Source organism: Lyngbya sp. CCAP 1446/10, assembly GCF_026130175.1.
In the GTDB taxonomy this organism is placed as follows: Bacteria; Cyanobacteriota; Cyanobacteriia; order Cyanobacteriales; family Microcoleaceae; genus Microcoleus.
The window spans coordinates 31,837-44,184 of sequence record NZ_JAIGNI010000037.1 but is presented as its reverse complement, the minus strand read 5'-3'; the positions used below and the strand labels follow the sequence as shown (position 1 = coordinate 44,184).

The 12,348-nt window shown below is 46.7% G+C and carries 13 protein-coding genes; 5 read left to right on the top strand and 8 right to left on the bottom strand.

Annotated elements, in window-relative coordinates:
• Positions 1-85 precede the first annotated feature (85 nt).
• Positions 86-649, bottom strand: a complete 564-nt coding sequence (locus tag K4039_RS16600; protein WP_265236646.1) for a hypothetical protein — start codon at positions 647-649, stop codon at positions 86-88.
• Positions 650-965: 316 nt separating this feature from the next.
• On the opposite strand from K4039_RS16600, the gene K4039_RS16595 reads away from it, so the two are divergent.
• A complete protein-coding gene (locus K4039_RS16595) occupies positions 966-1,583 on the top strand; it encodes a triacylglycerol lipase (RefSeq protein ID WP_265236689.1) in 618 nt (205 codons plus the stop codon).
• 2 nt (positions 1,584-1,585) lie between these two features.
• The gene (locus K4039_RS16590) at positions 1,586-2,197 is read left to right on the top strand and encodes a triacylglycerol lipase (protein WP_265236645.1); all 612 of its coding nucleotides are present in this window, start codon (positions 1,586-1,588) and stop codon (positions 2,195-2,197) included.
• A gap of 111 nt (positions 2,198-2,308) precedes the next feature.
• Here the strand turns inward: K4039_RS16590 and K4039_RS16585 are convergent, their stop codons facing one another.
• On the bottom strand, positions 2,309-2,746 hold the full coding sequence (locus tag K4039_RS16585) for a VOC family protein (RefSeq protein ID WP_265236644.1): 438 nt from the start codon (positions 2,744-2,746) through the stop codon (positions 2,309-2,311).
• A gap of 11 nt (positions 2,747-2,757) precedes the next feature.
• On the opposite strand from K4039_RS16585, the gene K4039_RS16580 reads away from it, so the two are divergent.
• Positions 2,758-3,612 (top strand): TIGR00297 family protein, encoded by an 855-nt coding sequence (locus tag K4039_RS16580; RefSeq protein ID WP_265236643.1) that lies wholly within the window; start codon positions 2,758-2,760, stop codon positions 3,610-3,612.
• A gap of 174 nt (positions 3,613-3,786) precedes the next feature.
• On the opposite strand, the gene hetR is transcribed toward K4039_RS16580, so the two are convergent.
• The 6 genes from hetR to K4039_RS16550 all read right to left on the bottom strand — a co-directional run bounded on the left by hetR (position 3,787) and on the right by K4039_RS16550 (position 9,754).
• The gene (hetR, locus tag K4039_RS16575; protein WP_265236688.1) at positions 3,787-4,692 is read right to left on the bottom strand and encodes a heterocyst differentiation master regulator HetR; all 906 of its coding nucleotides are present in this window, start codon (positions 4,690-4,692) and stop codon (positions 3,787-3,789) included.
• Positions 4,693-4,964: 272 nt separating this feature from the next.
• Positions 4,965-5,126, bottom strand: coding sequence for a hypothetical protein (locus tag K4039_RS16570; protein ID WP_265236642.1), 162 nt, complete (start codon positions 5,124-5,126; stop codon positions 4,965-4,967).
• A complete protein-coding gene (locus K4039_RS16565) occupies positions 5,126-6,403 on the bottom strand; it encodes a transposase (protein WP_265236641.1) in 1,278 nt (425 codons plus the stop codon). The genes K4039_RS16570 and K4039_RS16565 overlap by 1 nt, the downstream gene beginning before the upstream one ends.
• A 469-nt stretch (positions 6,404-6,872) precedes the next feature.
• Positions 6,873-7,100, bottom strand: a complete 228-nt coding sequence (gene patX, locus K4039_RS16560; RefSeq protein ID WP_265236640.1) for a heterocyst-inhibiting protein PatX — start codon at positions 7,098-7,100, stop codon at positions 6,873-6,875.
• 399 nt (positions 7,101-7,499) lie between these two features.
• Entirely contained in the window at positions 7,500-7,751 is a 252-nt protein-coding gene (patX, locus tag K4039_RS16555) for a heterocyst-inhibiting protein PatX (protein ID WP_265236639.1), read from the bottom strand.
• 95 nt (positions 7,752-7,846) lie between these two features.
• Complete coding sequence (locus tag K4039_RS16550) at positions 7,847-9,754, bottom strand: FAD-dependent oxidoreductase (RefSeq protein ID WP_265236638.1); 1,908 nt, start codon at positions 9,752-9,754, stop codon at positions 7,847-7,849.
• 303 nt (positions 9,755-10,057) lie between these two features.
• On the opposite strand from K4039_RS16550, the gene cysC reads away from it, so the two are divergent.
• Positions 10,058-10,582 (top strand): adenylyl-sulfate kinase, encoded by a 525-nt coding sequence (gene cysC / locus K4039_RS16545; RefSeq protein WP_265236637.1) that lies wholly within the window; start codon positions 10,058-10,060, stop codon positions 10,580-10,582.
• Between the two features lie 37 nt (positions 10,583-10,619).
• The gene (locus tag K4039_RS16540; RefSeq protein ID WP_375339810.1) at positions 10,620-12,347 is read left to right on the top strand and encodes an SLBB domain-containing protein; all 1,728 of its coding nucleotides are present in this window, start codon (positions 10,620-10,622) and stop codon (positions 12,345-12,347) included.
• Position 12,348: the final 1 nt, after the last annotated feature.

The following is a 12,348-nucleotide window of genomic DNA, read 5'->3' as shown; positions in this document are numbered from 1 at the left end:
AAATGAGCAATGACATTTTGAATTTTTTAACCCCAGCATTTGCAATTCTCAAATGCCCAATTCCCTATTACCAATTCTCAATTTCCTACTTCATTTTTACCTGACGTGCCATTTCCCGGAAATTGTTCATGCTAGGGCCAGGGCTGCGACGAGTTGCAGTTGGTATCGGCATTAAATTATTAGGAGCAAAAGTCCGAATCGGTTCAGCTTGACTCGGCACTTTTCCGTTAGTTGCAGCAGCCGGTACCTTGGCGGGTTCGGAAGTCTTAGCAGGAACGCTAGCGACTGGTTCCTTTTCTTTCTTAGACTTTTTCTCTACCTTAGCCTTCTTAGCCGGTTCAGACTTGCCTGACTTAACAGCCTCAACTTTTGCAGGTACGGCCGCAACAGCATCCCCTACCTTCGCAACAGTATCCCCTACCTTCGCAACAGCATCCTCTACCTTCGCAACAGCAGCCTCTACCTTCGTAGGTGCAGCCTCTACCTTCGCAGGTGCAGCCTTAGCGGGTTCCTTCGCAGGTGCAACCTTAGCGGGTTCCTTCGCCGAAGATTCACCTAAATCCATGAAATATTCAGACTTTTTCAAGCCCAACAGTCCGGCAAAAAAGCCGAAAATACCGCCGAAGAAATTTTTGATAAAACCAAACATTAGACTTACTCCTTTTGTTCTTTTAGAGAAATTTGTACAAGTTTGTCAACAAAGTTAGAATACGAGGTAAGGCAATTTTTGTCTACATTTCTTAATCAATATTAACATTGTTTGATTAAAAATGTAGAGCTTCTAGTAATTTTTACTCAGTAATGCCAGTCTTAACTTTGCACTTATTCACGATTATCTCAGAATTTATGACTTATTTCCTAATTTGCCCGAGATACCTCGATCCGATTCGCGATCTGTCCCACTAGGGGTCAAACTCCCTAAGGCAGTGATTTATGCTGTAATCGGCAAGCAATTTTTCCGCAAAATGAACAGTTCGCTCGATCGCAATCCCGTCATCCTGATCCACGGAATCTGGGACACAAAGGCTATTTTCAGCAAAATGTCCGCCCGCCTCACCCAACTCGGATGGTGCGTCCACAGCCTCAACCTCACCCCCAACGACGGCAGCCTCGGCCTCGACTCCCTAGCCAAGCAACTCGCAGACTACATTTCTGAAACCTTCGATCCAAAACAGTCTTTAGACATAGTAGGCTACAGCATGGGCGGCATCGTCAGCCGCTACTACGTCCAGCGACTCGGAGGCATTAACCGAGTCCAGCGTTTCATCACCATATCTTCCCCCCACAAAGGAACCCTCACAGCCTATTCCCTACCCCTACCAGGATACCTGGATATGCGACCCAATAGCGACTTGCTGCGCGATTTAAATCAAGATGTAACCGTACTCAAACGCATAAATTTTACATCAATGTGGACACCATTTGACATCATGATTTTACCGTCAAACAGTTCCCAAATGCCAGTAGGTAAAGAAGTCAAACTAAACGTCATGCTGCACCGCCAAATGGTGACAGAACCCCAAAGTATTAACGCATTAGTTGAAGAACTAAAAGCACCTATTAAAAATAAAGTTCCCACTTAAAAATGAATAGCAATTTCAGCCGCAACCCAGTCTTGCTAATTCACGGAATCTTTAGAAGATCGGGAATTTTCCACAAAATGTCTGCCTACCTCAGAGATTTAGGTTGGTCAGTCTACACCCTCGATCTCTCGCCCCACTGGGGCAACGCCAGCATCGACGAATTAGCCCAACAAATGGCAGATTACATAGACAAAAACTTCGAGCCACAACAGCCTTTAGATATAGTAGGATTGAGTATGGGCGGTTTAGTAACTCGCTATTACTTGCAAAGGTTAGGCGGAATTAACCGAGTCCAGCGCTTTATTGCCATATCTTCCCCTCACAGCGGTACTTGGACGGCTTGGGTTCTTTGGGGAAAAGGCTGCATCCAAATGCGTCCGCGCAGTGCTTTTCTGAAAGATTTAAATCGAGATGCTGCCTTGTTGGAAAAGCTGAATTTTACTTCGATTTGGACAGATTGGGATTTCATCATCGTCCCTGCTTCTAGTTCCCAAATATCAGCAGCAAAAGAAGTAAAATTGTCCGTGTTCGCCCATGCTATGATGGCGAGGCATGACCGCAGTTTAAAAGCGGTCACTGAAGCACTTTCAGAACCATTGAAAAATTCTTATTAACTTGTGGCGACTATCATTTGTACGGTGCGTCAGCATACAGATGCTCAATGACACACCAAATAACTCTCTGCGGACGCACCCTACTAGCTGTCAACTGTCAACTGTCAACTGTCAACTGTCAACTGTATCGCCGACTTCAGCGTATTCGCTGCGGCCAAAAATTGCTTCAGCTTCGCAGTAATACTTGAACTCCAGTATATTGTGGAAAGGGTCTTGTAAGAAGAAAGTGCGGTGTTCTGTGGGCAAACCGATAAATCGCCTTCTCGGTTCTTGATAGAAATTCAATTTGTTTTGCTGGGCTTTTTCTAACAACCCTTCCCAGTCAGCTTCTGAAGTGAAAATTAACCCAAAATGCCGGGGATAGATGCCTCGCTGAGGGGTCAAAGGTTCGTGGCTGAGGTGGGCGACTATTTGATGGCCGCACAGCCCCATAATTGCAGAATTCGGCGATTCGCGACCGAGTTCGCAGCCGAGCCCGTCTACGTAGAAGGCTTTTGTTTGGGCAATATCGGTGACGGGGAAGGCAAGATGAAATAAGACTTTACTCATGGAGGTACTAAATGCAGAATTCAGAATTGTTCTTTAATTATTTATCTTGGTCTAATCCTTGGTTGGTGGCGATCGCCCTGAATACATTTTTACTCGCGATCGCCACACTTGCTCCCAAAAAATTGCTTACTCCGGCTGGACAACTCCACGGTTGGCTGCTGGGTGTCATCATCTGGGGCAGTTTGGGATGGCAAGGCTATGCTGTGGTCATGTTCTACTTTCTTGTCGGATCTGGAGTTACCCGCATTGGCAAAGCCCAAAAAGAAGCTGAAGGCATAGCTGAAAAGCGATCTGGCGCACGAGGCCCGGAAAATGTCTGGGGTTCGGCTTTAACCGCTGCTACTTGTGCTGTGGGAGTTTTGGCTTTATCTATTTTAGGAGACACAGGCGGTATTTTAGGAGACACAGGCAATTTTTTAGGAGACACAGGCAAGATGCCTGTGTCACAAGATCTGATTTCCCTGTTATTGCTGGGTTATGCGGCGAGTTTCTGCACCAAACTTTCTGATACCTGCGCCAGCGAAATCGGCAAAGCTTACGGGAAGCATACGTTTTTGATTACTACCTTGCAGCCTGTACCTAGGGGTACGGAAGGGGCGGTAAGTTTGGAAGGAACGATCGCGGGTATTGTCGGATCGATTCTGATGGCGCTTGTTAGCTGGGCTGTGGGTTTAATTGACTTGACAGGAATTCTGGTTTGTGTTATTGCAGCTTTTATTGCTACGAATATCGAGAGCGTGATTGGCGCTACGGTGCAATCACAGTTTGAGTGGCTGACGAATGAGGTAGTGAATTTTTTTAATACGCTCATCGGAGCGATCGCTGCGATCGTCTTAGCCTCTGTCTGGAAAGCTTTTTTTGCTTAGTCAGTGCTGGATGTAATCGCCACTCAAGAAACCGGGTTTTTTACCACAATTCAAGGCATTAATGCAATGTTTTCGGAAAAAAACCGGTTTCTGCGCCCAGCACAATTAGTAATTAATCATTACCCATTAGTTTCAAGCAACTGACAACTGACAACTGACAACTGACTAACCACATTAATCGTCGTCTTGTGGCCCAAAAACCATTTGTACAATCATCGTTGGTTCGCCCCGTTTGTGATAGCGATCGGCCCAATTACGAATAATTTCATCTAATTCCTCAACAGCTTGGTCGAGCCGTTCCGGCGGAATATCTAAAGTTTCCATAACTCGCATCACCTTGGGTTGTTTTTCCGCCCAATCCTGCATCAGCCGGAAATATCTAGCCGTATCCTCCACCATAATAAATGTCCGCTCTTCCTGCTCTGCCGGAGAGTAAGTAGCGCGGGTGAGGGCATAAAAAGGCATTCCCCAAGGAGAATCAATGCGAGTCACTGTTCCCGAATAGATCAAGCGGCGCTTGATGTGTTCTGCTAGAGCTTCGCTCAAAGGCATTCGCCTTTCTGGAGACATATCTTCTTGCGATCGCCTGTGCAGAAACTCGATCAACTCCATAAACTGAAAAGAATTGATCAGTTGAGCATCAGGTGGATTAGCAGGAACCTTGCCTTCGAGATATTTTTTTTCATCCGCAGTCAAACTGTTGCCCGGAATCCGAGGGCGTCCCGGAACCCAAGCATACTGTTCCAGCCAGACATAAGGAAACTGAATCAAATATCTAGGTTCTTGGGAACCCAACATTTTCAGCAATTTTCCCTTAGTCAGAGCTTCCCGGACTTCCTCGACGATCACTTTCACCCGTTTAGGCTCAATGTGATGCAAGTGTCCGGTCATCCGCAGGTTGTTATCCTGCTCCATATAGGTCATATAAATGGCACACTTAGCCGCCGTTGCGGCCGCGTCTAGAAACGCCCCGTGCCTGTGCCCACTGGTTCTCATGGCGCTAAACGCCAGATATAGCATGATCTGATCCATTGCACTGGGGCTCAGGCTTTTGACCAAATCTAAAGAGTCATTTTTCATCACAATCTCCGAAATAGTAAAACTTGGAGGCATCTTTTCATCCTCCATTAATAAAATATTGCGAGACCGCCGAATCAAGCATAGCCGACTGTCGCCGGAAATCTTGGCAGCTACCCTAATATTCAGGCGAGTTCATTTCCCTGAGATAACAGGGGCATTGACTTAAAGGCGATCGACACCGAATAAATGGTTCTTATTGGCCAATTTAAGTCAAGTGCTGCACCCTCTGCACTCAGGGTGTACTTATATATAAGTTAGTTATCGCACGTTAATTATAGTGCAGCCGTTGAAAATTCAACCCCACCTGCGGGGGGAAAAGGTAAAGAACTATTGCGATCGGAGGAATTTGAGGTGGCTCCGAGAGGGGGGAGATTGACACTCAAGCGGGCTGAAGCCACGCTCGATTCTGCTGACAGAATAACCTTAGTTATCACTAAAGCCTGATTCTCGCTACGGTAGCCAAACACCGTCTACCCAGTCGGTCAAGTTTTACACCTAACTTACTGGCTACTTTTCTTAGAATATTAGCGGCACCGTGAAGATCCGCGTTAACTAAACTTCCGTCCGCAGAACAATACAATCCACGCTTAATTCGCCTTCCAGACGCTTTCCACCCAAGCGGTTTTTCACCGTACTTGGGTAGGGAGTCTCCATCAAGAAAGCTAGCTTTGGAACTGTACGCTTCTTCTGTTTCGGTGAACTGAATACCGTGCAAATCACAAAGTTGATTTAAACGCTCTTTCAATTTGTCCAAAGGCATCTGAACAAATTTCTGATTATTCAGACTGCCCATATCAACATTGGATTTAAACCCTTGGTTCCATCCAATTACTAGATTGCCAATACCGTGCTTCAAGCAATAATCGACGATTAACTTTGCAGCTTTATTGACACCATCGCGCATCCGATGATTGCGCTTACGAGTTACGCGGTCTAACCAGCTATCCCAATAACCTGTGGGCTTCCCTTCTTTCCTGGTCGCTACTTTCTTGTTCCAAAGTTGATTCATCGCCTTCATAACGCGAGCGTCGAGCAAGAAATAATTTCCCAACGTGTCAACACAAGCAGCTAAATTGTCGGCAGTTCCCAAATCGATTGATAATGCTTGACTGGGATCTAAATTATGCTGCTGGCATTCTACCTCGTAAGACACTTCCAAATAGAAAGCACCGTTTTTCGGGAGAATCGTGAACTCTTTAACCTTTGCACAGTCAATATTTGATGGCATCGGCAGAAAGAATTCAGAAATCCCAAACCATCGCCGCACTGTTAAACCCAGGGAAAATCGCAATTGATTACCGACAAGGGCTGGCTTTAGTCCTCCCGAATTGGGGTAAGCTACTTTAAATAGTTTAGGCCCCGTTAGATAGTTCGGCGGTTTAGGTTTAAAGTGTAAATTACCTTGAAGATATAATTTTCTCAATTCCTTGAAGCTTTTAAATGCCTCCGCCACCGACATCAGAGTTTGCTGCATGGGTGTTGAAGGCAGTGACTTAGCAACCATCGATTTAGAAATTGACGGTTCAAAAGATAAGTCGAATTTTCCTGTTAGCAGTTTTCCCGTTTTAAAAAATGTCTGACGAGCGAAATAAACAGCGCTATTGTATAGCTTGCCCGATTGCCGACAGAGATACTGCAACACTGCTTCAACTTCTTTGGTGGGAGCCAGCAATACCTGTTGTACTCCCATTGCTTTTTTGATTTTAGCCACCCCTTTTTCCTAAAAAATTAATTGATTTATTTAGTTTAGAGGAATATTGTGGACAAGTCAAGTTACGACAACACAATTTTATTTAGTAGTGAAGTCGTTAAGAAATATATAGAATATCCACACCATTGTGCTAACTAAGAAAGACACGGGGACTGAAGTCCCCCGCGTCGCTTTCCTCTCAGGACTAAAGTCGCGCTCGTTTCCCGCTTCCCGTATTATTTTTATGAGAGCGTTTTCAATAAAAAACCGCCACCTACTAGAATTTATCTCTAAGTAGATGGCAGGTTGCAGTTTATATTGTGACATTTATTACGAAAAAAATCTCCTACGGAGTATCAATAAAAAGTGCAGTTGCCTGATCAACCTGACCAACTATAAATCCCAGAAAATCAGATCGACAGGGGCGATGTCAAACCAGCCTCGAAATAAGAAATAAGTCTGTTGCGGAACGAGCTTTCTGGCAATGCGATTAAAATTCTTGTTGTAGCTGAGTGTCAGCGCTGCGCCCCATAAAATCGTACCGTCCGCTGCCTCTGCGGGGAGCGCGATCTCCTCTTTGTTGAGTTTGCGCTGACAACATATATTGAGCGGTGGAAGTTTCTAGCTGTTCGACTGGGGATTCTATGGATAGAGCGCAGGTAGCACTCAAGCTAAGGCCCAACAGACTGAGTAAAGCAATTGCAGTGTAGTTTTTCATGGGTAGTATCCGTGGAGCGTGTCTATTTAGAGATACGGACTTTCCCCTTGCTAATCAGGATTGATTTCCCTGAAATTGCCAGACTATCCAAAAAACATGATGCGAGAATTATTTAACTTGTCAAATTGTGTCACCCACAATAAATTTTAGTTGCCTACATTGATAGGTAAAATGTATCTCCAGCCTGGAACAGACAAAACCGCCAAATATCGCAAGAGTAAATCCCTTGATAGATGGCGGTTGCAGCTCGATCTGCTATTATTTTTAACACACAAAAAATATCCTAATAACTGTCAACAAGAAGTGTAGTTGCCAGATGAACATGACCAACTAGAATCCCAGAAAATCAGAGCGACACGGGCGGGCGAAACCCACTCATTTGCAGAACTTCCTTTCGTCCTATGCCATTAAAATGCTGGTATTTGACATACTCCCAATTTTTTGGTAAATATCTGTCTGAGCAAACTCTCTGCGTCCGCTGCCTCTTTCGGGAGAACGATCGCCTTTTTGTGATTGAGTTGGCGCTAAAACAATATAATGAGCGATGGTAATTTCGAGCAGTTGGATTAGAGATTCAAAAGCTCTCTGGGCGCTGGCACTCAAGGTAATGCCCAACAGGCTCAGTAAAGCAATTGCAGTGTAGGTGTGCATGGGTAGTATCCGTGTCAGTGTCTATAACCTGATACAGACTTCCCCCCATCCGTCAGGATAAATTTCTGGCAATTTTCGGAACTTTGCAAAAAACCTCACCCCTTCAATGCTACTCCTGTCGCCAGTAGCCAAGCACCAGAAAAATTCAGCCTGCCCCATACCGTCAGAGGCTTTTCGGTTTCGCAACTCTCTAAAAATCTGTCGGTTTCCCAGTCCAAAGTCACGAGTTGCCAAGTTTGATCGGCTAAGGATGCGGGACTTGTCAGCCTCAGTGTCCAGTCTTGTGGGCCCAGACGGCGGAAAATTCCCGAAAATTCGCTCTCGGTATTTGCTGTTTTACTGGGCGGATTTACGTATAAACCGGGTTCAAATACAGAACTTTCCTTGAGAAACGGGGTTTCTCCATAGTTTTTGACTGACAAAGGACATTCGCCGCTGGCGGGATATGCTTGAGGTCGATCGAGATAATAGCGTTGCCAATCGAGCCAGTCCGATCGCTCCCGTGTCAAATTAAATAAAGGAACAACCGCCGCCCTAGCCAAAGCATCTTGCAGCAAAGCCTCCTGCAACACCCTCACCGGCAAATCCCGCGGCTGACATCCAGCTTCCGCGCACAAAGCCGCCGCCATCCCCGCAGCTTGTCCAATATTCATCACTAAAGGTTGCAAGCGAGTTGCACCGTTGGCGATGTGAGAGACGGAAATATTTTTTTCGCAGACTAGCAATCCGTCTGTACTCGCAGGAATTAGCGCACTGTAGGGAATTGTAAAGGTCGTTCCAGTCCAGCGGCCGCCCCAGCGGATAGATTTTGGCTGCAAGGGAATGTCACCACTGGGATAATGATGGTCATTGGCGTAGTTGCCGATCGCAATTGTCTCGCAAATTCCCTCACAATCGATCGGCAATTTCGCAACTCTGCCGCCGACAATCGGCAAAATATCTTGTTCTCTGACTGTACTTATTCCTCGCAAACGGCGGCTTTCTCGGTAGTAAGGATGTAAGGCGAAGGATGAAGGAAGAGGGAAGAAGGAAGAAGGAAGAGGGGAGAAGGAAGAAGAAACAAGGGGAGAAGTTTGTGGATTTTCGCTCTGGGAAATGGGGAAAATGTTTTGTGCTAAACCGTAGCGGCGGCCGAGTTGCATTTGAATGCAGCGGGCGAAACTTTGGCTGTGCCAGAGACTTTCTTGGAGGAATTCTTGTCGAGATGTTTCAGATCCAATTAGTCGATCGACTCCTTCACCATAATCATTACCACGAATCGGCCAATTAATCATCAACAATCCCCCCGGCAGTCGGCCGTAATTGAGAAATTGTTCAGGAGTGTAATCTTTCCAAGCATCGGAAAATCGATCGGGATTGTCAACAGGCGGCGCGGGAATTTCTGGCCGGGCCACACCAGCCCCAAAATCCTGCATAATTGCCACCCAAGTCGGAGCTTGCACCGAATACCGTTCTGTGAGATCGTTAGAGGCGATCGGCGCGCTGGGTTCTCCCCACTCAGCTTGGAATTCCCAACCCCAGCGGTGTCCAACCTCCCCTAAAGCCAGCAAATCTCCCAATTCCGTTGCATCCAAAGTGATTTTCGCCGAAACCGTAAAATCTGCAAACCGAACTCCAGAAATGCGATCGCCTTCCCATAGCACATCTTGAGGTTTTTGTCCAGAAATCCACTGCAAGTTCGGTAAACACTTAACCCAATCAGCAAAAATTTCCGCACCGATGCGGGGATCGTAAGTAAAAAAACTGACCCAGCCCCAATCCAAACCTCCCGGCTGTCGCTGCTGGAGTTCCCGGAGAAACGCGCCCCACAAACCAGTTTGAAAAGCTGCTAATTCATTGCCGTCCGGGGCAGAAACACCAGCCGAAGTCAGCATTCCTCCCAGCCAGGGGAATTCGCTCACCAAAATAGTTTTGGCACCGCGGCGGGCTGCTTGCACGGCGGCTGCTGTACCACCGGTGCCGCCACCGACTACCAAAACATCTGCTTTTAAGGTTGGGGACATGGGGAATAGGATTTTAGATTTTAGATTTTAGATTTTAGATTGCCAAAGACTCCTTCAGGTAATACAGGATAGATGTTAGGCATGGGCGTTAGCAAACATATTTTAAGATTGCCTATTTCTCCTCTTCCCTCGAACCAGGGAATCTGTGTCCTCTGTGTCCTCTGTGTCCTCTGCGGTTCATAAAAAAAATTAGTTGTGGGAGACAGATAAAATTAAAAAGCATCGGAAAGTAGGGAACTCGCACAGTAAAGTCCTGCGTCGTGTAATTTCCCCGACTATTCACTAATCACCAAGCAATTGAAAATGGAAAAAGGTTTTATTTTGTGGTTCACCGGGCTGAGTGGTTCCGGTAAAACAACTATCAGCAAAGCTCTCCAACCCGAATTGAAGCGTCGAGGCTGCAAAGTTGAAATATTGGATGGAGATGTCGTTCGCACCAACTTGTCAAAAGGTTTGGGATTTAGCAAGGAAGACCGAGATACTAATATTCGGCGGATTGGATTTGTCGCGAACCTGTTGAGCCGCAATGGAATTGTGGCAATTACGGCAGCGATTAGCCCCTACAGAGCCATTCGTGATGAAATTAGGGCGATCGAGCCAAATTTTGTTGAGGTGTATGTCAAAGCGCCTTTAGAAGTGTGCGAAGCCCGTGATGTCAAGGGGCTGTACGCTAAGGCGAGAGCAGGAGAAATTAAGGGCTTTACGGGCATTGACGATGCTTATGAAGAACCCCTGAATCCTGAGATCATTTGTTACACAGAGCCGGAAAGTATCGAAGACTGTGTTAAACAAATTCTGAGCAAGTTAGAAGAGTTGGGTTACATTTGAGATTGGCGGGGTAGGAACAGGATAGGGGCAAACAGCGATGGTGGTGAAAAGTTCTTCGCGCGGCGTGCAACTTGATAAAAAATCTCAGCCTTCGGCCTCCTTCGCGGACAGGGAAAGGAGAGAAGTTCTCCCCTATCTTCGCAGGAAAGGGTCTGAGGGAGACGTTTTGAGCAAAAGTGGCAAGCTGGGTTATCGGGCAAGTAATGCTGTCAAAAATTTAATTTTCCAAAGTTTAACCGTGTCTGTGCTGGCGGCGGCTGTGGGCTCATCTCCGGCGGCGGCCCAGTTTTTGCCTCCTCCTCCTCCTCCTGCTTCGGGTTCTCCCCTTCCTGTACCGGTACCCGCAGCGCCGGGATTTTCGACATTTCCGGCAAATGCACCTTCAAGTGTACGATCGGAAGTTTACACTTTGGGCGCGGGCGATCGCATTCAAATGGACATCTTCAACGTCCCAGAATACAGCGGCCCCAACGGTCAACACCAAATACAAGCCGACGGTTCCCTGAGTTTGCCGTTAATTGGCAGCCTGGGAGTGGCTGGGATGACCTTAGAACAAGCTTCTAATGCTGTGAAAGATCGATACGGCAAATACCTCAAACGTCCTTGGATTACTCTCAAACTGCTAGCTGCGCGGCCTTTGCAAATTGCGATCGCGGGCGAAATCAATCGCCCCGGAGCCTATACAATATCCTCAGCAGCAGGCCCCGGAGGCACATCAGAGCAAATCGGGACTCAAATGCCCACGATATCGCGAGCTCTGCGACTGGCGGGCGGCATTACCCAGTCAGCAGACGTGCGGCAAATCAAAATCCGCCGCCCCCAGCGCAACGCACCGGAACAAATTATTAGTGTGGATTTGTGGGAATTATTGCAAAACGGCGATTTGCGCGCCGATATGACTTTGCGCGACGGCGATACGATATTTATTCCCACTGTCACTAGCCTCAACCGCCAAGAAGCACCGACTTTAGCAGTAGCTAACATTACCGGCCAAAGCACTCAACCAATTAATATTGCTGTGGTGGGCGAAGTAACTCGCCCCGGTACTTATACTTTGGCAAAAGAGGTGCAAACTAGGGTACAAGAGAATGAAATGGGTGCAGATTCTGGTTTGTTTGCCGCTCAGGAAACTCCCGGCGGGGAAACAGTTTTGCAGCAAACTGTAACTAGGGCTATTAAAATGGCGGGCGGCATTACGCCGGTAGCTGATATCAGACAAATACAAGTTCGTCGCCTGACGCGGGCGGGTACGGAACAAATTATTAATGTGAATTTGTGGCAACTTTTGGAAGCGGGAGATGTATCGCAAGATTTAGCGCTGCAACAGGGAGATACGGTAATTGTTCCCAAAGCCGAAAATCTCAATACACTCGAAGGTGCACAAGTTGCTAATTCTAATTTTTCACCGGATACGATTAAGGTGAGCATTGTGGGAGAAGTCGTGAAACCTGGAGCATTTGCGGTGCTTCCCAACACTTCTTTAAATCAAGCACTGGTAGCAGCGGGAGGGTTTAATAAATCGCGGGCAGAAATGGATTCGGTGGATTTAATTCGCCTCAATCCTAACGGCACTGTTTCACGCCTAACTGTTAAGGTTAATTTTTCGGCAACCGCCAATGAGGAAACTAATCCAAAATTGCAAAATAATGATGTAATTATGGTAAGGCGATCGGGCCGCGCTGCATTCTCGGATAATGTAGGCGGGACTCTCGCTCCTTTCAGCCCGCTATTGGGAATATTCCGATTGTTTAACATTTTTCGGTGAT